We start from the raw sequence: 18,265 nt of genomic DNA on the forward strand, positions 1-18,265 counted from the left end.
GGGCCGCGGACAACCTATCGCTTGATCTCATTGCCTCACAACCGGGCTGGCCATCGCCGGATCGACGTCAAGCCATGGCGGGCACCGCGAGTTCCGGCTCCGCCACGATCTTGAGCCCGCGCTGGAGGAAGAACTCCGTTTCGCGACTCGGCTGGCGCTCATGCTCTTCGCGGATCATCGCGAGAGTCTTGCGATATTCTTCCGCCTCGGGGAAGTGGAGGAACTCGATGGTTCCATGATGCTGATGTACGGCCGTCTCAATTTCATCCAGCGAGACGTGGAAGAACTCCTTGCGGTCGTTGACCCAGTTGATCCGCCGGTTCCGGAACAGCTTGTGGAGGGAATTTTCCAGCCGCGGAGCATCTTCCGAGAAGATCACCGCATGCACGTCGAACTGGAACGGGACCGAGGCGTCGCCAAGCTCTCGAATTCGATCCTGCGGGTCCAGGCGTCGCGTCATCCCGATCTTGTACACATGCTCACCAAATGAACCCAGGTTGGAGATCACGTACACGTGCCCTGAGCGCGTCATCTGTGCCCGTGCGATTGCCCGCTCCTTGTTTGCGTGCGCCTCGTCCAACCGGCGCTGCAACTCCTCGATCTGCCCCAGCAGCCTGGCCTGCTTATCACCCTGTGCATCCGCAATTTCCGCACGGGCCTTTGCCAATGCGGTTTCGTAGCGCTTCTCTTCCTTCTCCGCATCCAGGCGGGCCTTTTCGAGTTCCCGCTGCGCGACCTCCTCCTCACGCATCTGCTCGCGAATGCGACGCTGCTCCTCTTTCTCGTCCTGGAGCTTTTCCTGGTACTCGTGGCTCAGGGAAAGCTCATCCAGCCGAAGTTCGACGTAGCGCCGCGTGATGGAGCAACTCTGCACCTCGCCCAGCTTGTTGATCGCGTCGAACGCCTTGATGATCCGCGCTTCCATCACGTGGAAGTTGTTGTACTTCACCTTCGCGATGGCCGCGTCACACTCGCCGTTGAAGGCGCGCAGCAGGAGCTTGAGCATGCGGGCAGTCATCTTTCGCCCCTCGACCTTGCTCCCGCCGACCTCCCACTGAATCGGGCAAACGGCCGCATCTCCAGACTGGATCAGTGTCTTCTGAGCGGCACGGATCTCCTCCAGCTTCGCCGCATAGCGGTCGGAGTTCTCGAGGTCCCATCGCGGTTCGTAGTAGCCGAACGAGCGGAGGTTTGCCTCTTCGTCCAGCAGTGCGTGCTCCGCACGGAGTAGCTCAAGCGCGGCCTGGATCTCCCGCGTGTCGCGCTCCATCGTCTCGCGCTGCACCGTCAGACGCGTTGTTTCCGTCTGAAGACGAGTTCTCTCGCGCTCCGCTTCCTCTACCATTCTGGTCGTCGAGGTGCCGACCTCCGCCTGTATGCGCGCACGCTCCCGCTCCGCATCGGCGATCGTTCTGGCACTCGCCTCGCTGGCCTCTCTTTGAATCCGAATGCGCTCGGACTCGGTCTCACTGATGATCCTTGTCCTCTCACGCTCCAGATCAGTAATCCCCTGAAAGCGGCGCTCCAGATACGAAAGGCGTGTGTCTGCCTTGCGTAGCCGCCTCGCAAGAAATGCCAGCGCCCCGATGGAAACCGTGAGAAGAACGATGAGGATAGGGGTAGTCATTGCGGCGCAGCAGTGGGGAGGAGAGGGGGTGGAAAGGATGTATACGATAATTGGATTCCACTCATGCGGGAAGTACCAACGGGACAATCCTGCGCGACTTGGATCGATCTGCCCAGAGGGGTAACTTGCGGGACCCGGCCACCTTTCAGCCCCGCCCCGCATCATGCCGCCGATCCCGCCGTTCGACCTCGCAGACCCGCGCTTCAAGGCGGATCCGTATCCCACCTATGCGCGGCTGCGGGAGGAGGCACCGGTGCACCGCACCCGGCTGGGGCGGCGGCGCGGGGCGTGGCTGCTGGCTCGCTACGACGACGTGGACGCGCTGCTGCGCGACCCGCGCTTCGCCAAGAACCCGGCCAACGCGCGCGGCGAGGGCGGGCGCGGCGACGCCATCTGGATGCCGGGCTTTCTGCGGCCGCTCACGCGCAACATGCTGGACCTGGACGCGCCCGACCACACGCGGCTGCGCGCGCTGGTGCAGAAGGCGTTCACGCCACGGATGGTGGAGGCGCAGCGCCCGCGCATCCACGCGCTGGTGGACGAGCTGCTGGGCCGGGCCAGGCGTGGCGGGAAGATCGAGCTGGTGAGCGAGTTCGCGCTGCCGATCCCCCTCACCATCATCTCCGAGCTGCTGGGCGTGCCCCCGGCGGACCAGCAGCGCTTTCACCGCTGGACCACGCGCATCCTTTCCGCCAGCGGCCCGGCGGACGTCGCGGGGCTGCTGCCGTCGGTGTGGATGCTGTTCCGCTACCTGCGCCGCCTGTTCGCCGCCCGCCGCGCCGAGCCGCGCGACGACCTGGTCACCGCGCTGGTGCAGGCGGAGGAGGCGGGGGACAAGCTGGACGAGGACGAGCTGCTGGGGATGGTCTTCCTGCTTCTGGCCGCCGGCCACGAAACCACGGTGAACCTGATCGGAAGCGCCGCGCTGGTGCTGGTGCGGCACCCGGAGCAGGCGGCCGCGCTGCGCGGCGATCCGGGGATGATCAGGACGGCGGTAGAAGAGCTGGCGCGCTTCACCAGCCCGGTGGAGCTGGCTACGGAGCGCTACGCACGCGAGGACCTGGCGCTGCACGGGGTCCCGATCCGCCGGGGCGAGATGGTGCTGGGGGTGATCGGCGCGGCCAACCGCGACCCGGCGCACTTCGCGGCGCCGGACGCGCTGGACCTGTCGCGCGAGCCCAACCGGCACCTGGCCTTCGGGATCGGCGCGCACTACTGCGTGGGGGCACCGCTGGCCCGGCTGGAGACGCAGATCGCCCTCGCCGCGCTGCTGGAGCGCGCGCCCGACCTGCGCCTGGCCGCTGCGCCGGACGCGCTGCGGTGGCGCAAACACGCCTTTTTGCGCGGCCTGCGCGAGCTTCCGCTGGCGTTCTGACCATCCCTCGACCTCGTGGGGAAGCCGATGGACGATCCGAAGCGCATCGTGGCGCGTGGGTACGACGAGGCGGCCGAGCGGCACGCGGCGTGGGCGCTGCGCACGCGCACGGCCGAGCGGCTGGCGTACACCCGGCTGGTGCTGGATGTGATCGAACCCGGCGCGCGGGTGCTGGAGCTGGGATGCGGGGCCGGCGGTCCGACATCGCGGATGCTGGCGGAGCGGCACCGGCTGGTGGGCGTGGACCTGTCGTGGCGCAGTCTGCGGATCGCGCGGCGCGAAATCCCCTCCGCCGCGTGGGTGCAGGCGGACATGGCGCGCTTCGGCGCCGCGCCCGCGAGCGTGGACGCGGTGGTGGCGTTCTACTCCATCATCCACCTGCCGCGCGAGGAGCACGCGGGTCTGTTCCGCGAGATCGCCCGGTGGCTGCGGCCCGGGGGATGGTTCGTGGCCTCGTTCGGCACGCGGGACGCGCCGGGGCACGTGGAAGACGGCTGGCTGGGCGTGCGGATGTACTCCAGCAGCCACGCGGCGCAAACCACGGAACGCCTGCTGCGCCAGGCGGGCTTCCGCATCCAGCGGTCGCGCGTAGAAACGGAGGACGAGGACGGGCAGCCGGTCCCCTTCCTCTGGATCGTGGCGCGGACGTGAGTCAGCCGGGAGAGGAAGGCTCCGCCGCCGGATCGGCGGGGCGGGCGTAGATGCCGGGGCGGGTGCGCTCCATGGCGCGGTCCGGATTCGCCAGCGGGGTGTAGCCGAACCGCGCGTAGAGGCCGTGCGCATCCTGCGTCATCAATCCCCAGCGCCGCAGGCCCTGAAGCTCGGAGTGCGCGTCGATGGCCTCCATCATCCACTTGCCCAGCCCCCGCCCGCGGTACGCCTGCAGCACGTACACGTCGGCCAGGTAGCCGTAGGTGGCGCGGTCGGTGATGACGCGCGCGAACGCCACCTGCGCCGCGCCGTCGAAGATCCCCACGCACAGCGAGTGCTGGATGGCGCGCGCCACCACTTCGCGCGGAATGCGCGGGCCCAGTACGACTCGCCGGCCAGGTAGGCGTGGACGGCATCCACGTCCATCCGGGCCGTGTCGAAGGAAAGGCGCAGGCCGGCGCGCGGGTCGGTCATCAGGGGGACGGTGGATTCAGGTAAGGCCGTACTTCTGCGAGAACACGCGGGCAAAGCTGAAGCCCGCCACCTGCCAGAACCACACGCTGGTGGCCAGAAAGCCCACGCCCAGCCCCAGCAGCCCCACGAACGAGAGCGCCAGCGCGCACAGGGCCACGCCCCACGCCCGCCAGTACGCGCCCCCGCCCTCCAGCGCGCGGGAGAGCGCACGGACGGGGTCGTAGATCTCGGCCGCGTCGAAGGCGCGGCAGTAATGCGTCATGTAGCCGGGGATGGCCAGCGTGGCCAGCGCCAGCAGCACGCCGCCGGCGACCGTCACCCACGCCGCGTCCTCCCGCCAGCCGGCGTACGCCAGGGCGGCGCCGGGAAGGTAGTAGTACACCATTCCGCCAAAGGTCACCAGCCCGTGCCGCAGCAGCTGTCCGGGGTGGCGCCACGCGGGCCAGGCCGGGTCGCCGTGCATCATGCGGTGCACCATCACCACGCGGTGCCCCATGTTCAGCAGCCAGCCCACGAAGGGCACGAGAAGCAGCGCCGCGCCGATCAGCACCTCGCGCCGCGCCCGGGGCGTCTGCAGGGGAAAGGCGAAGCTGGTGCGAAGGGAAACGGGCGTGCGCAGGTCGATCACCAGGGGGCTCCGGGCGGGCGAAGAAACAAAAAGCGGGCGCAAACGTCGCGCATGTGTTATAGTGTACACGATGTCGTTGAATCCTCACAGCTTCAGGAGGTTCCATGAGCGTGAGCAACAAGGCGGTGTACAAGGAAGCGTTCGAGCGTGCACGGGCCGGCCAGGGGCGTACGCTGCTGCAGCGGCTCCTGTTCCCGTTCCAGGACCACTACACGCAGAGTTCGCTGGTGCAGGGCGAGCACGACGGCGCCGCGGCGCGCGACGAGTTTGCGGCCAAGGCGGGAAGCGCTCCCACCGGCACCGCGGCGCAGAACTGAGACGCAGGCCCCGGCAAGGTTCGCCGGGGCCTTTGTCGTTTCCCGCCGCCCGAACACCCCTCTGCGCCCGCCGCGCAGGGGGTGTTCGCCGTGTCCGCGGGCTTACGGCACGTAGGGCAGCGTGTACGGCGCGGTGAGCCACGGGCCGTACGTCACCAGCCCGGCCACGCCGTCGCCGGACGGCGCGGTGGGGCCGCCCGCGTCGCCCCACCAGTTGCCGGTCGCGCTGGCCGTGGTGGCGGTGTCCTTGTTGTTGATCCCCGCCATGCCGTTGCCCACCAGGTTGCAATTGTGGACATCGACCGTCGCGCCGATGCCCATGATGATCCCCTCTTCCACGCTGTTCAGCACCTCGCACGAAAGCACCTGCACGGCGGCGCCGCGGATGGAGACGCCCTCGCCCGACGAGGCGCGGACCCGCGTGCTTTCCATCACCGCGTCGGAGGCCAGGATCACGGCGGGCGCCTGCGAGGTCCGCGTGGTGTCGACGCGGCTGCGGCTGAGCCGCGAGCCCTGCGACCGCAACGCCACCGCCTGCCCGTTCTGGCGGAACACGGCGCTGTCGATGACCACCGGGTGTCCCGCGTACGCGGCCACCGCGGTGGAATCCACCTGCACGTGCTCCACCCGCACGTTGGTCAGCCAGCTTTCCGCGCTGGGCGTGCCCTCCAGCGCGATCCCCGTCCACCCGAGCGCGGGGTCGTCGGCCGTGAGCACGACCGCGGCGGGGCGCCACCCGCGCAGCCGCACGCGCCCGCCGCCGCTGGCCCGGATCCCCGTTCCCTGGTGAAAGACGAACAGGGCGCCCGGCTGGCCGTACAGCACGCCGTTCGCCCCCACCTGCAGCGTTTCCATGACATGCCAGGGCAGGATGGCGCGGGCGTAGACGGGGGCGTTCAGCGCGCCGCCCGTGACCACCAGGGTGTCGCGCCCGTTGCCCACCAGGCTGTCCTGGTCCGCCAGGCCGGGATACAGCTTCGCCATGGCGGCCACGTGCAGCCAGGCGCCGTACGAGCTGGAGCCCACCACGCGGACGGGATCGGCCGAGGCGATGGCGCCGGGGTTGGGCACCTGCAGCCCCACGTCGCCGCTTCCCTCCACCCGCACGCCCAGCAGGTGCACGCCGGCCCCGCCGCCCACGTACAGCCCCGTGCCCGCCGCGCCGCGGATGGTGGTCTGCTCCACGCGCACGCTGTCCCCCAGCAGCACCGCCGGCCCCGACGCGTCGGTGGTGGTGTCCACGCGCGAACGGGAAAGGCGCGAGCTGCGCCCCTGCAGCAGCACCGCCTGCCCGCTCTGGCGGATGACCGCGCTGTCGATGACCACCGGGTGGAAGTACGACGACACGGCGATGGAGTACAGGTGCACGTCCTCGATGCGCACGTTGGTCAGCAGGCTGGGCGACGGCGGCTCGCTGTTCAGCGTAATGCCGTTCCATCCGTACACCGGGTCGCGGGCGGTGAGCACGATGGGCGCCGCCGCCGTCCCCTGCGCCACCAGCCGCCCGCCGTACGACTGCACCCCCGTGCCCGCGTCGAAGCAGACGATGGCGCCCGCGGCCACCGTCAGGGTTCCTCCGGTGGACAGCGTGACGGTGCCGGTGACCCGGTGCGGGTTGCCGCTGGCCGGCCACGTGACGGCGGTGGTGATGCTGCCTCCCGCGTGCGTCTGCCCGCCGCCGCCGGTGCACAGCGGGTGCAGCAGCCGCGCGGGCCCGTCCGGCGGCAGCGCGGCCGCCGGCTGCAGGGGCGTGCCCCGGTCGCACGCGCCCAGCGCGGCCGCCGCCGCCAGCGCGGCCCCCAGCACCCGCGCGCGGACCCGCGGACCCGCCCCACGGATTTCTCCTGCCACCCGCTGCCTGTTCATACGGCCACCTTTTCCGAGAGGGACCTTCGATGCCACGATGCGTGCAAACAACAGATGCAGACAATCGCAAATTAAGTCAATAAATACGATTTACTGATCGACAGAAGATAGCCTCAGAGGGTGTTGCCAAACCTCCCGGCGTGATTGACTTCCTGAGGGAGGCGCCACCCCGTAACTCACTTGCACACTGCACCTTGGCGCCGACCGAAGGACCTCGCCAGCAGAACGACAGAGCTGGTCCCGCGGCATGGAGCCGGCCCCGCCTCGCCGGAGAGCAGGTCCTTCGGTCGCGCGCAGGCGGTTGTGTGGAATCGGGTTACACGTGGTGCGCTCCCTCAGGAAGTCATCGCTTCTTTGTGAGGTTGGGGGTTTATCAACACCCTCTCAGACGGAGTCAACGGAGGAGAGTTCAGCTGACTTCGGCGATCCATGGGATACCAAATCCGAGGAAACACCTGTCATTCTGAGGGAGCGCCCACCCGGACTTCCGGGAAAACTGCGGAGCCCGTTGACGCGACCGAAGAATCTCCCTCCCCTCGCGCGGAGCCCTCTCCCGGGCATCGCCCGAGAACCCAGCGTGACGGAAAGATCCTGCCGCTTCGGATAAAGATTCTTCGGTCGGCGCCACACTGTCGGGCGAAAGGAGAGCACCACGCGGCGCCTCCCTCAGAATGACAGTTTTGTCGGATCGGTATATTCCAAATCCGAGGAAACACCTGTCATTCTGAGAGAGCGCCCACCCCGGGCTGTCGGGAAAGTCGCGGAGCCGTTGGCGCGACCGAAGAATCTCCCTCCCCTCACGCGGAGTCCTCTCCCGGGCATCGCCCGGGAACCCCGCGTGACGGAAAGAGCCTGCCGCTTCGGATAAAGATTCTTCGGTCGGCGCCACACTGTCGGGCGAAAGGAGAGCACCACGCGGCGCCTCCCTCAGAATGACAGTTTGGCCGTATCTGGCATATTCCAAATCCGAGGAAACACCTGTCATTCTGAGAGAGCGCCCACCCCGGGCTGTCGGGAAAGTCGCGGAGCCCGTTGGCGCGACCGAAGAATCTCCCTCCCCTCGCGCGGAGTCCTCTCCCGGGCATCGCCCGGGAACCCCGCGTGACGGAAAGATCCTGCCGCTTCGGATAAAGATTCTTCAGTCGGCGCCACACTGTCGGGCGAAAGGAGAGCACCACGCGGCGCCTCCCTCAGAATGACAGTTTGGCCGGATCGGGTATATTCCAAATCCGAGGAAACACCTGTCATTCTGAGAGAGCGCCCACCCCGGACTTCCGGGAAAACTGCGGAGCCAGTTGGGCGCGACCGAAGAATCTCCCTCCCCTCGCGCGGAGTCCTCTCCCGGGCAGAGCCCGGGAACCCCGCGTGACGGAAAGATCCTGCCGCTTCGGATAAAGATTCTTCGGTCGGCGCCACACTGCCGGGCGAAAGGAGAGCACCGCGCGGCGCCTCCCTCAGAATGACAGTTTGGCCGGATCGGGTATAAGGCCACAGCCTGGCGTTACGTGCGATGGATCAGGATGCCGGGCTCGATCCGCCGGTGCGGTGCGCGGCTACGGCACGTAGGGCAGCACGTACGGCGCGGTGAGGAAGGGCGTGTAGTTCGACGTGCCCCACAACCCGTCCCCGTTGGGCCCGAACGGACCCGCGGCGTCGCCCCACCAGTTGTTGGCGACCGCGGCGACGCCGGCGGTGTTGTTGCGCACCCCCACGCCTCCGTTGCTCACCAGGTTGCAGTTGGGGATGGGCGTCGCCGCGTCGAGCACGATCCCGTCGCCCACGCTCCCGCGCACCTCGCACGACTGCACCTGCACCGTCGAGGTGTGGATCACCACCCCGTCGCCCGACGAGCCGCGGATGAGGGTGCTCGCCAGAACGGCGTCGGCGCCCAGCTCCACCGCGGGCCCGGACGACGAGAGCGTGGTGTCGACGCGGCTGCGGCTGAGCTGCGAGCCGGCGGAGAGCAGCGTGACCGCGCGGCCGTTCTGCCGGAACACGGCGCTGTCCACGATGACGGGATGCGGAGCGTTGGCCACGACGGCGGTGTGTGCGTAGCCCACGTGCTCCAGGCGTGCGTTGCTGATGTAGCTGGGCACGGTAGGCATGCCGTTGAGCGTGATGCCACCCCACCCAAAGGCCGGATCGTCCGCCGTCAGCACCACGGGCGCGGCGGGCGTGCCGCGCAGATTGATGCGCCCGTTGGAGCTCGTGCTGATGGTCACGTCCGGGTCCAGCACCATCAGCGCCGTGCTCCGGGCCAGCAGCAGCCCGCCTCCTTCTACGGTGATGGGCGCCTTTACGTGCCACGGCAGGCCGGGGCGAACGTACACCGAGTTGTTGACCAGAGGCCCTCCCAGCATGACCACGGTGTCGCGCGCGTTCCCCTTCAGGCTGTCCTGGAGCGTACCGTCGTTGGAATCGTACAGCTTGCGCAGCAGCGCGATGGTCGTCTCGATCCCGTAGCTGGCGCCGCCCACCACCCGCACCGGTGCGCTCTGTATGATGCCGGTGTGGTTGGGCGCACGAATCCCGGTGCCGCCACTGGCTTCGATACGCCCGCCCAGCACACGAATGCCAGCCGTTCCCTCGATCAGCATTCCGATCCCGGCCGCGCGCACGATGACACTCTCCACGAAGCGCGCACTGTCGCCCAGCGTCACCGCGGCGATGTTGCGGTTGGTGGTGGTGTCTACCCGCGAGTACCAGAAGCGCGAGGTGCGCCCCTGCAGCCGTACGCCGCCGCCGCTCTGGCGCACCACGGTGCTGTCGATGAGCACCGGGTGGCCGAACGAGGCAATCGCCGTGGAGTAGACGCTGGCGTACTCCACACGGGCGTTGGTGAGATAACTGGTGTTGACCGGCGCCCCTTGCAGGCTCACGCCGTACCACCCGTGCACGGGGTCGCGGGCGGTGAGCACGATGGGTGTCGCCGCCGTCCCCTGCGCCACCAGCCGCCCGCCGTACGACTGCAGCCCCGTCTGCGGCTCGAAGCAGACGACCACCCCCGGCTCCACCGTCAGCGTCCCTCCCGTGGACAGCGTGACCGTGCCGGTGACCCGGTGCGGGCTGCCGCTGGCCGGCCACGTCGTCGCCGTGGTGATGCTGCCGCCCGCGTGCGTGGTTCCGCTGGTGCCGGCGCACCGTGGATCCAGCTGTTGCGACGGCCCCTCCGGCGGCAGCGCGCGTCCGCCGTTCGCGTCCAGCGGCGCATGCCCGTCGCACGCCGCCAGTGCGGCCACCAGCGCCGCGGCCGTCAGCGCGCGCGACAGGGCGCGCGCGCCGGCTCCCTTTCCATTCATCATGTGCTGGCCTCTTCGTTCGGAGTGATGAGCTTTCCGTCATCCACCGGATTGCACGACCGCTACGGCACGTAGGGCAGCACGTACGGCGCGGTGAGGAAGGGCGTGTAGTTCGCCGTGCCCCACAACCCGTCCCCGTTGGGCCCGAAGGGCCCCGCGGCGTCACCCCACCAGTTGTTGGCGACCACCGCGACGCCGGCGGTGTTGTTGCGCACCCCCACGCCTCCGTTGCTCACCAGGTTGCAGTTGGGGATGGGCGTCGCCGCGCTTAGCACGATCCCGTCGCCCACGCTCCCGCGCACCTCGCACGACTGCACCTGCACCGTCGCGGTGTGGATCACCACGCCGTCGCCCGACGAGCCGCGGATGAGGGTGCTCGCCAGGACGGCGTCGGCCCCCAGCTCCACCGCGGGCCCGGACGACGAGAGCGTGGTGTCGACGCGGCTGCGGCTGAGCTGCGAGCCGGCGGAGAGCAGCGTGACCGCACGGCCGTTCTGCCGGAACACGGCGCTGTCCACGATGACCGCGTGCGGTGCGTTGGCGACGAGGGCGGTGCGGCCGTACGCCACGTGCTCTACGCGTGCGTTGGTGACGTAGCTGGGGGTGGTGGACGCGCTGTCCAGCGTGATGCCCTCCCAGCCGACAAACGGATCATCCGCCGTGAGCACCACGGGATCCGCGGCGGATCCGCGCAGGACCACGCGGCCGCCGGAGTGCGCGTTGATCCCCACCCCCTCGTCCAGCACCAGCCGCGCTCCCGGCTCGGCGCGCAGCGCTCCACCCACCACCGCGGTGATTGAGCCCGTTACGTGCCAGGGCAGCCCTGCCCGCGCGGGCAGGGTTACCCTGAGCTCACCGCCCCGCATCAGCACGGTGTCGCGCGCGTTGCCCTTGAGGCTGTCCTGCCAGAACGAGGTCGGGTACAGGCTGCGCAGCATCGAGGCGCTCGTCTCGATGGGATAGCTGCTTCCGCCCACCACCCGGATCGGCGCGATGGCCCAGGGAATCCCGCTGAACTGGTTCGCGGAAATCCCGATTCCCCCGCTCCCCTCGATGCGCCCGCCCAGGATCTGGATGCCGGCACCCTCGACGAGCAGGCCGATGCCCGCCGCGCGCCGGATGACGGACTGCTCGAACTTCGTGGTGTCGCGCAGCGTGACGGCGGGGACGTTGCGGTTGGTGGTGGTGTCCACGCGCGAGCGGCTGAAGCTGGAGCCCCGCCCCCACAGCGTGACCCCGTGGCCGGACTGGCGGATGATGGTGCTGTCGATGGCCACCGGGTGCAGGTAGGCGTACACGCCGCCCGAAGTACGGGTGGTGAACTCGATGGTCGCGTGCTTCAGCTGGCTGGCGGCGGAGGGGGCCTGGTTCAGGCTTACGCCGTTCCATCCCAGCGCCGGATCACGGGCGGTGAGCACGATGCGCGCGGCGGCCGTCCCCTGCGCCACCAGCCGCCCGCCGTACGACTGCAGCCCCGTCTGCGGCTCGAAGCAGACGAGGGTCCCCGGCTGCAGGGTGAGCTGGCTTCCCGACGCAAGCGTAACCGTGGCGGTGACCCGGTGCGGGCTGCCGCTGGCCGGCCAGGTGACGGCCGTGGTGATGCTTCCGCCCGCGTGCGTCGTTCCGCCGGTGCCGGCGCACAGGGGATTCAGCAGCTGCGACGGCCCGTCCGGCGGCAGCGCGCGCCCGCTCACCGGATCCAGCGGCCCGTCCCGCCCGCATGCGGCCGTTGCGGTCAGCGCCGCCGCCAGCACGGCGGCGCGCATCCACCACGCGCCGAGTCCCCGCGCGGGGACTCGGTTTTTCCACTCTCTCCTGCTCATCCTCCCGGGCCTTTCATGGAAGTGCTTTCCGTGCCCCGCCCCCCCTGCATCCACACATCAGGACATGTTATTCGTAAACATGCAGCGGCGGCAAGTCCCGATTCGGACAATTGCCAACACCCTGTCCTCGCGGCCCGGCAGCCTCACGAGGGGCAAAAGCCTGCGCGTACGGGCTTTACGCCTGGCGAGCGAATCACTGGCCAGGGACCGCCTCCCATCTTCATGCCCAACACGCCCGGACCACTCGGGCCATTCTCTATTTCCGGAATTTTTTCGTTCGTCCACAATGGCCGTTCTCACGGCGGACACACACAGTTGACGGCCTTAATTTTGCATACGCCTGTTTCACCTAATGTCGGCAAGCGAGAGTGGCCCCGCTGTGACGTTCCACCCGCGAAATCGGCGTGCGGCCGGGGAGGCCGGCACGTGATTGCGTGGGTGAACCGCGCCCCGTTGCTTGCAACCACCCACGGATTGCCGCGTTCTCGTGAACTCGCGCCGCCTTCCCTGCTCCGCACGTCCTGATGCCGCCGCCCTGTTCACCGGGCGGCAGGAGGCGTGTCGTTGTTGTTGTGGGAAGATGGAATCCGCATGCATCCGTACGGCCGTGCCCCCTGTGGGCGCGGCCGTTTTGCGTCGGCCCGCGCACAGGGCGCCAATGCGCTGGGCATAAAGAAGAAAGGCCGCATCCCCTTGAGGAAATGCGGCCAACCCCGCCGGCCCCGCGTCCGCGGGCCGGCACCTTCACCGCCCCACGTTCCGGAGGACGTATGAACAAGCTGAAGCTGCACCTGGACGAGCTGTCGGTCGAGAGCTTCGACACGACGGGCACCGAGAAGGCCAAGGGCACCGTGTTCGGCGAGCAGTGCACCTGCTACACCAACTGCACCTGCCCCGGCTGCCCCACCTGCGACAACACGTGCAACTACACCTGCGACGACGCGACCTGTCCGGCCTGCCCCACCTGCGCGGCCAGCTGTAACGGCACCTGCCAGTACTGCGAGTCCTACGACTACTGCGGCACCCAGTACGACGCCACCTGCAACGGCTACGGCACCTGCGGCCGCTATCCCTGCAGGCAGGTCCCCTGAGCCGGCACGGGTGATCCGGCGGGCCGGCTTCCCTGGCGGGGCCGGCGCGCCGCTTCGCCGCCCACGCACGGACGCGGCGCATATCCGGCGCACGCGCCGACCCTCATCCCACACGTACCGGAGAGATCACCATGCGCGCCAAGCTTTCGCTGAACCTGGACGACCTGTCGGTGGACAGCTTCGACACCACCACCGCCGAAAAGGCCAAGGGCACCGTGTTCGGTGAGCAGTGCACCTGCTACACCAACTGCACCTGCCCCGGCTGCCCCACCTGCTATGCGTCGTGCAACGGCACCTGCGACGCCAGCTGCAACGGCACCTGCGGCGGCAGCTGCGCCGGCACCTGCGATGCCAGCTGCAACGGCACCTGCGACGCCTACTGCTACGGCACGGTGAACGACTACACCTGCGCCCCGTACGGCACCTGCGGCGCCCGCTACTGCGCCGAAGTGCCCTGACCCTGACGGTGGACGCGGAGACGGCCGGCAGCGGCCGCCGTTTCCGCATCCGCACGAAGCGAAACGCCCCGGCACCGCTGCGGGTCCGGGGCGCCCCTTCTGAATCTTCACGTCTGGAGTGAATCCCATGCGCGGCAAGCTTACGCTCAACCTGGAAGACCTGTCGGTCGACAGCTTCGACACCACCGGCCCGCACAAGGCCAAGGGGACGGTCTTCGGCGAGCAGTGCACCTGCTACACGCAGTGCACCTGCCCCGGCTGCCCCACCTGCGACGCCACGTGCGAGGCCAGCTGCGCCAACACCTGCGCGTACACCTGCGACGACGTCAGCTGCGCCGGCACGTGCGAGACGTGTGACTACTTCCAGTGCCGCACTGCCAACTGCACGGAGTACGAGGTGACCTGCAACGGCAACGGCACCTGCGGCGTGTACCCCTGCCGCCGCTACGTGGGGGTCAATTAACGCACCCGACGCAAACGGCCGCGCCTCGACCACGGGCGCGGCCGTTTGCGTGAACCATCCCCGCACCCACCCTGGAGGAACCCCATGCCCAAGCTGAAGCTGCACCTGGAGGAGCTGTCGGTGGAGAGCTTCGACACCACCGCCACGCAAAAGGCGAAGGGGACCGTGTTCGGCGAGCAGTGCACCTGCTACACCCAGTGCACCTGCCCCGGCTGCCCCACCTGCGACGCCACGTGCAACGGCACCTGCGACGCCAGTTGCAACGGGACCTGCGGCGGCAGCTGCGCCGCCACCTGTGATGCCAGCTGCAACGGCACGTGCGACGCCTACTGCTACGGGACGATCGAGTACAACACCTGCGGCACCTGCGGCTACCGTTTGTGCCTCGAAACCGCCTGACCTGACGGTGAAACGCGGGTCCCCGCCCGCACGGCTGAATCCGCATCCCCCCATGCGGGACGCAGCGAGCCCCGGTGCCGAACGAACGGCACCGGGGCTCGACGTGCGCACGGCACAATGCGGGATCGATGGCGGGGCGGAATTCGCTCTGCTCCGTCTCCCGTGAGTGGGGCCACGCGTGCTCAGGATCGAGCCACCTGCGCCGGATCGCGCAGCCAGTCGTGCCAGCGGATGGTGCCGCGCTCGCCGTCCGACGTGTTCTTGCCCGCGCGAAAGGCGGCGGCGAGCGGGCCGGGGAGCGGCAGGTGCACCGTGGGCCGGCGGATGCCGCGCGCGGCCTTCCACGCCTCCGCCATCTCGCCCAGCGTCAGCACCTCGGGGCCGCCGAAGTCCGGCAGCCGCCCGCCCGGCCCCGCCTTCACCGCGCGCACCAGCCGCTCCGCCGCTTCGGAGGTGGCGACGGACTGGAAGCGGAACGTCTTCGGCAGGGGAAGGACGAGGGGCGTCCGCGCGAAGCCGGAAAGCATCGCGTCCACCAGCGAGTGGAACTGCGTGGCGCGCAGGATGGAGTGCGGCACCCCGCTCGCGGCGACGACCTGCTCCGCCGCCAGCTTGGCGCGGTAGTAGGCGAACGGGATCTGGTCGATGCCCACGATGGACACGTAGACCAGGTGCGCGGTGCCCGCCGCGCGGGCGGCCTCCGCCAGCCGCCGCGTGCCCTGCACGTCCACCACCGCGTGCCGTTTGGGATCGCTGGCCGCGTGGATCACCGCGTCCACGCCTGCCAGCGCCTCGCGCACGCCGGCGCCCGTCTCCACGTCCATGCGCGCCCACTCGCGCCCGGCCGGCGCGTCGTCCGGCCGCGCGCGCCGGCTGGCGACGCGCACCGTGTGCCCCGCGTCCTCCGCCGCGCGGACGATCTCGCGCCCCAACCCGCCCGTACCGCCCGTCAGCAGGATCTTCATCCAGCGTTTCTCCGTCCCGGGTCCGTCGCGAACCGTGATCGGGGCCAATCTCCGGCGTCCGGACGCGCGGCGAAATGGGTCGACCGACCCGGGCGCGGCTCCCGCCCCCTCCGCGCCGCGGCCGCCCGCGGGAAATCCTCCGGGGAGCCGCTGCCCGTATCCGTACGGGGAGGCCGCTCCCGCGCCGGGGCGGCGGCGTGCGTGCGGGTGGCTCGCTCCCTGCGAACGCGTCCCCCCGTGGTCCTCCCGATCCCAGGTAAGATGAGCACGACGCAGGTGTTGGCGAACCGCGAAGCCGAGCGGCTGGCGCGGCTGCGCGCGACGGGGCTGCTGGACGCGCCCGCCGAAGAGGCGTTCGACCGGCTGACGCGACTGGCCAGCCGCATGCTGAAGGCTCCCCTTTCCACCGTGACGCTGGTGGATGCCGACCGGCAGTTCTACATGAGCTGCGTGGGCGTTCCCGAGCCCCTGGCCACCACCCGCGGCACGCCGCTGGAGTTCTCGTTCTGCAAGCACACCGTGATGCTGGGCGAGCCGCTGATCGTCCCCGACACGCGCGCGCACGCCCTGGTGGGCGACAACCCCGCCATCGAGCAGTTTGGCGTGGCGGCGTACGCCGGCATTCCGCTGCTCACCTCCGACGGCCATGCGCTGGGCACGCTGTGCGTGATGGACTTCGAGGTGCGCCACTGGACGGACGACGACGTCCGCAACCTGACGGACCTGGCCGCGTCGGTGAGCACCGAGATCGAGCTGCGGATGGACATCGCCCAGCGGGTGAAGGTGGAGCAGGAGCTTCAGCGCACGGTGCGGCTGCGCGACGAGGTGCTGGGCATCGTGTCGCACGACCTTCGCAACCCCGTTCACACCGTTCAGCTGAGCGCCGAGTTCCTGCTGGAGGTGCTTCCCCGCGACGACGCGGGGGCCGCCACCCGCAAGCAGCTGGAGATCATCCGCCGCGCGGCCCGGCGGATGGACCGCATGATCAGCGACCTGCTGGACGCGGCCACCATCGCCGCCGGGCACCTGTCCATGGAGCCGCGCCCGCACCGCGCCGCGGCGCTGCTGCGCTCCGCGTGCGAAGGGCTGCGCCCCATCGTCGAAGAAAAGGGGATCCGCTTCGACTGGCGGGACGGGGGCGGGGAGGCCGTGGTGCACGCCGACGCCGACCGCGTGCTGCAGGTGCTGGGCAACCTGGCCGGCAACGCGGTAAAGTTCACCCCCGAAGGCGGATGCGTGACCCTGGCGCTGGAAGGCGGGGAGGGGCAGGTGGTGTTCTCCGTCGCCGACACCGGCCCCGGGATCGCGCCCGAACAGCTGCCGCACGTCTTTGAGCAGTTCTGGCAGGCGGACCGCGCGGGGCGCAACGGAACCGGGCTGGGGCTGACCATCGCGCACGGCATCGTGGCGGCGCACGGCGGGCGCATCTGGGTGGAGAGCGCGCCCGGCCAGGGCGCCACCTTCTTCTTTACCCTCCCCACGGCGGCGGCGGAATGACGCGCCGCGGCCGGGTGCGCGCCGTGCTGCTCGCGGCGCTGGCGCTGGCGGCCGGCGGCTGCTCGCCGCGGCGGATGGCGGAGGGGCTGCTGCTGGGAAGCCACTTCGTCCGCACGCCCGGCCTGCCGTACGGCGCGGAGGCGCGGCAGCGGCTGGACGTGTACCGCCCCCGCACCGTGCGGCGGGGGGCGCCGGTGGTGGTGTTCCTGTACGGCGGCCGCTGGCAGAGCGGAAGCGCGGACGAGTACCGGCTGCTGGGGGATGCGATGACGCGGCGCGGCTGGATAGCCGTGGTCGCCGACTACCGGCTGTACCCCGCGGTGCGCTTTCCCGCGTGGGTGCAGGATGCCGCGCTGGCCGTCCGCTGGGCGCGCGACAACGCCGCGCGCTTCGGCGGCGACCCGGAGAACGTCGTGGTGGTGGGGCACTCGGCGGGTGCGCACACGGCGGCGCTGCTGGCGCTGGACGAGCGGTGGCTGCGCGAGGCGGGGGTGCCGGCGGGGGCGGTGCGGGGGTTCGCGGCGCTGGCGGGGCCGGTGGACACGGTGTGGACCGACCCCGACGTGCAGGCGCTGATGGGCCCGCCCGCCGGCTGGCCCGCCACGTACCCCGCCACGCACGTGGACGGCACCGAGCCGCCACTGCTGCTGCTTCACGGCGCGGACGACGAGACCGTCTCGCCGCGAAGCTCGCTCCGCCTGGCCGCGCGCATCCAGGAGCGCGGGGGATGCGCCCGCGCCATCGTCTACCGCGGCGTGGGGCACGTAAAGATCATCGTGGCCGCAGCGGTTCCCCGCATCTCCAGCGCCCCCGTGCTGGACGACCTGGCCGCCTTCGTCCGCGACCCTCGCGGCACCGCGTGTCCGGCCACACCCGCCGCCCTGAATCGCTGATACCCGATCCGCCCAAGCCGTCATTTTGAGGGGGTGCTGCCAGACCTCACCCCGTGATTGACTTCCTGAGGGAGGCGCCGCTCCTCTATCTGCGGGTACGAAAAAGCCATGGCGCCGACCGAAGGATTTCGCCAGCAGAACGACGGGGCTGGTTCCGTGCCCTGATCTGGCCCCTGCGCCACCGAGACGAGGTCCTTCGGTCGCGCGCAATCTGTAGTGTGACTTCTGGTTACACGTGGTGCGCTCCCTCAGGAAGTCACCACTTCATTACGGATTTGAGGTTTAGCAACACCCTCTCAGCTCGACTTTGTCCAATTCGAAGTCTTAGGGCGGCGGCAGGTCTCGCCAAAACACCCGTCCAGTTTACATTGGGTGCATGTGCCTACCTGCCCCTGCAATCGCGATCGGATTTGCTGAGTTCGAGGCGCTCATCGTCTCG

15 protein-coding genes and 1 pseudogene are annotated in these 18,265 nt (G+C 69.7%); 9 read left to right on the top strand and 7 right to left on the bottom strand.

Going from position 1 to position 18,265, the window contains the following annotated elements; genetic code table 11:
* Positions 1–67: 67 nt before the first annotated feature.
* Positions 68–1,627 carry a DUF4041 domain-containing protein gene (locus VGC13_RS32110; protein WP_331129444.1) on the bottom strand — a complete coding sequence of 520 codons (1,560 nt, stop codon included), beginning with the start codon at positions 1,625–1,627 and terminating at the stop codon, positions 68–70.
* Between the two features lie 163 nt (positions 1,628–1,790).
* Here VGC13_RS32110 and VGC13_RS32115 point away from each other — a divergent pair, with 163 nt between their 5' ends.
* Both VGC13_RS32115 and VGC13_RS32120 read left to right on the top strand, forming a co-directional pair.
* Positions 1,791–3,002: a cytochrome P450 gene (locus tag VGC13_RS32115; RefSeq protein ID WP_331129445.1), complete on the top strand. Its 1,212-nt coding sequence runs from the start codon at positions 1,791–1,793 to the stop codon at positions 3,000–3,002.
* Positions 3,003–3,029: 27 nt separating this feature from the next.
* Positions 3,030–3,653, top strand: a complete 624-nt coding sequence (locus VGC13_RS32120; protein ID WP_331129446.1) for a class I SAM-dependent methyltransferase — start codon at positions 3,030–3,032, stop codon at positions 3,651–3,653.
* 1 nt (position 3,654) lies between these two features.
* Here the strand turns inward: VGC13_RS32120 and VGC13_RS32125 are convergent.
* Together VGC13_RS32125 and VGC13_RS32130 are read right to left on the bottom strand one after the other, a co-directional pair.
* Positions 3,655–4,127, bottom strand: a pseudogene (locus VGC13_RS32125) (GNAT family N-acetyltransferase).
* Between the two features lie 16 nt (positions 4,128–4,143).
* Positions 4,144–4,755, bottom strand: coding sequence for a DUF4013 domain-containing protein (locus tag VGC13_RS32130; protein WP_331129448.1), 612 nt, complete (start codon positions 4,753–4,755; stop codon positions 4,144–4,146).
* Positions 4,756–4,859: 104 nt separating this feature from the next.
* Here VGC13_RS32130 and VGC13_RS32135 point away from each other — a divergent pair, with 104 nt between their 5' ends.
* Positions 4,860–5,072, top strand: a complete 213-nt coding sequence (locus VGC13_RS32135; RefSeq protein WP_331129449.1) for a hypothetical protein — start codon at positions 4,860–4,862, stop codon at positions 5,070–5,072.
* Between the two features lie 102 nt (positions 5,073–5,174).
* Here the strand turns inward: VGC13_RS32135 and VGC13_RS32140 are convergent, their stop codons facing one another.
* The 3 genes from VGC13_RS32140 to VGC13_RS32150 all read right to left on the bottom strand — a co-directional run bounded on the left by VGC13_RS32140 (position 5,175) and on the right by VGC13_RS32150 (position 12,060).
* Positions 5,175–6,923 carry a right-handed parallel beta-helix repeat-containing protein gene (locus VGC13_RS32140; RefSeq protein WP_331129450.1) on the bottom strand — a complete coding sequence of 583 codons (1,749 nt, stop codon included), beginning with the start codon at positions 6,921–6,923 and terminating at the stop codon, positions 5,175–5,177.
* A gap of 1,568 nt (positions 6,924–8,491) precedes the next feature.
* Positions 8,492–10,240 carry a right-handed parallel beta-helix repeat-containing protein gene (locus tag VGC13_RS32145; RefSeq protein ID WP_331129451.1) on the bottom strand — a complete coding sequence of 583 codons (1,749 nt, stop codon included), beginning with the start codon at positions 10,238–10,240 and terminating at the stop codon, positions 8,492–8,494.
* A 59-nt stretch (positions 10,241–10,299) separates the two neighbouring features.
* Entirely contained in the window at positions 10,300–12,060 is a 1,761-nt protein-coding gene (locus VGC13_RS32150) for a right-handed parallel beta-helix repeat-containing protein (protein ID WP_331129452.1), read from the bottom strand.
* Positions 12,061–12,830: 770 nt separating this feature from the next.
* On the opposite strand from VGC13_RS32150, the gene VGC13_RS32155 reads away from it, so the two are divergent.
* The 4 genes from VGC13_RS32155 to VGC13_RS32170 all read left to right on the top strand — a co-directional run bounded on the left by VGC13_RS32155 (position 12,831) and on the right by VGC13_RS32170 (position 14,471).
* Positions 12,831–13,151: a hypothetical protein gene (locus VGC13_RS32155; RefSeq protein WP_331129453.1), complete on the top strand. Its 321-nt coding sequence runs from the start codon at positions 12,831–12,833 to the stop codon at positions 13,149–13,151.
* Positions 13,152–13,282: 131 nt separating this feature from the next.
* Entirely contained in the window at positions 13,283–13,609 is a 327-nt protein-coding gene (locus VGC13_RS32160; protein WP_331129454.1) for a hypothetical protein, read from the top strand.
* Positions 13,610–13,736: 127 nt separating this feature from the next.
* On the top strand, positions 13,737–14,072 hold the full coding sequence (locus VGC13_RS32165; protein WP_331129455.1) for a hypothetical protein: 336 nt from the start codon (positions 13,737–13,739) through the stop codon (positions 14,070–14,072).
* 84 nt (positions 14,073–14,156) lie between these two features.
* Positions 14,157–14,471 carry a hypothetical protein gene (locus tag VGC13_RS32170; protein WP_331129456.1) on the top strand — a complete coding sequence of 105 codons (315 nt, stop codon included), beginning with the start codon at positions 14,157–14,159 and terminating at the stop codon, positions 14,469–14,471.
* A 182-nt stretch (positions 14,472–14,653) separates the two neighbouring features.
* On the opposite strand, the gene VGC13_RS32175 is transcribed toward VGC13_RS32170, so the two are convergent.
* On the bottom strand, positions 14,654–15,436 hold the full coding sequence (locus tag VGC13_RS32175; protein ID WP_331129457.1) for an SDR family oxidoreductase: 783 nt from the start codon (positions 15,434–15,436) through the stop codon (positions 14,654–14,656).
* Positions 15,437–15,697: 261 nt separating this feature from the next.
* On the opposite strand from VGC13_RS32175, the gene VGC13_RS32180 reads away from it, so the two are divergent.
* Both VGC13_RS32180 and VGC13_RS32185 read left to right on the top strand, forming a co-directional pair.
* A complete protein-coding gene (locus tag VGC13_RS32180; RefSeq protein ID WP_331129458.1) occupies positions 15,698–16,933 on the top strand; it encodes a GAF domain-containing sensor histidine kinase in 1,236 nt (411 codons plus the stop codon).
* Entirely contained in the window at positions 16,930–17,826 is an 897-nt protein-coding gene (locus VGC13_RS32185) for an alpha/beta hydrolase (protein ID WP_331129459.1), read from the top strand. The genes VGC13_RS32180 and VGC13_RS32185 overlap by 4 nt, the downstream gene beginning before the upstream one ends.
* Positions 17,827–18,265: the final 439 nt, after the last annotated feature.

Origin of the sequence: Longimicrobium sp., assembly GCF_036399255.1 — a bacterium.
Taxonomy (GTDB): Bacteria; Gemmatimonadota; Gemmatimonadetes; order Longimicrobiales; family Longimicrobiaceae; genus Longimicrobium.

Excerpts from the sequence above, each read along its gene's own strand:
- VGC13_RS32155 (WP_331129453.1), top strand. The coding sequence starts at position 12,831 with ATGAACAAGCTGAAGCTGCACCTGGACGAGCTGTCGGTCGAGAGCTTC.
- VGC13_RS32120 (WP_331129446.1), top strand. The coding sequence starts at position 3,030 with ATGGACGATCCGAAGCGCATCGTGGCGCGTGGGTACGACGAGGCGGCC.
- VGC13_RS32165 (WP_331129455.1), top strand. The coding sequence starts at position 13,737 with ATGCGCGGCAAGCTTACGCTCAACCTGGAAGACCTGTCGGTCGACAGC.
- VGC13_RS32110 (WP_331129444.1), bottom strand. The coding sequence starts at position 1,627 with ATGACTACCCCTATCCTCATCGTTCTTCTCACGGTTTCCATCGGGGCG.
- VGC13_RS32160 (WP_331129454.1), top strand. The coding sequence starts at position 13,283 with ATGCGCGCCAAGCTTTCGCTGAACCTGGACGACCTGTCGGTGGACAGC.
- VGC13_RS32180 (WP_331129458.1), top strand. The coding sequence starts at position 15,698 with ATGAGCACGACGCAGGTGTTGGCGAACCGCGAAGCCGAGCGGCTGGCG.
- VGC13_RS32115 (WP_331129445.1), top strand. The coding sequence starts at position 1,791 with ATGCCGCCGATCCCGCCGTTCGACCTCGCAGACCCGCGCTTCAAGGCG.
- VGC13_RS32170 (WP_331129456.1), top strand. The coding sequence starts at position 14,157 with ATGCCCAAGCTGAAGCTGCACCTGGAGGAGCTGTCGGTGGAGAGCTTC.
- VGC13_RS32135 (WP_331129449.1), top strand. The coding sequence starts at position 4,860 with ATGAGCGTGAGCAACAAGGCGGTGTACAAGGAAGCGTTCGAGCGTGCA.
- VGC13_RS32185 (WP_331129459.1), top strand. The coding sequence starts at position 16,930 with ATGACGCGCCGCGGCCGGGTGCGCGCCGTGCTGCTCGCGGCGCTGGCG.
- VGC13_RS32150 (WP_331129452.1), bottom strand. The coding sequence starts at position 12,060 with ATGAGCAGGAGAGAGTGGAAAAACCGAGTCCCCGCGCGGGGACTCGGC.
- VGC13_RS32175 (WP_331129457.1), bottom strand. The coding sequence starts at position 15,436 with ATGAAGATCCTGCTGACGGGCGGTACGGGCGGGTTGGGGCGCGAGATC.
- VGC13_RS32145 (WP_331129451.1), bottom strand. The coding sequence starts at position 10,240 with ATGATGAATGGAAAGGGAGCCGGCGCGCGCGCCCTGTCGCGCGCGCTG.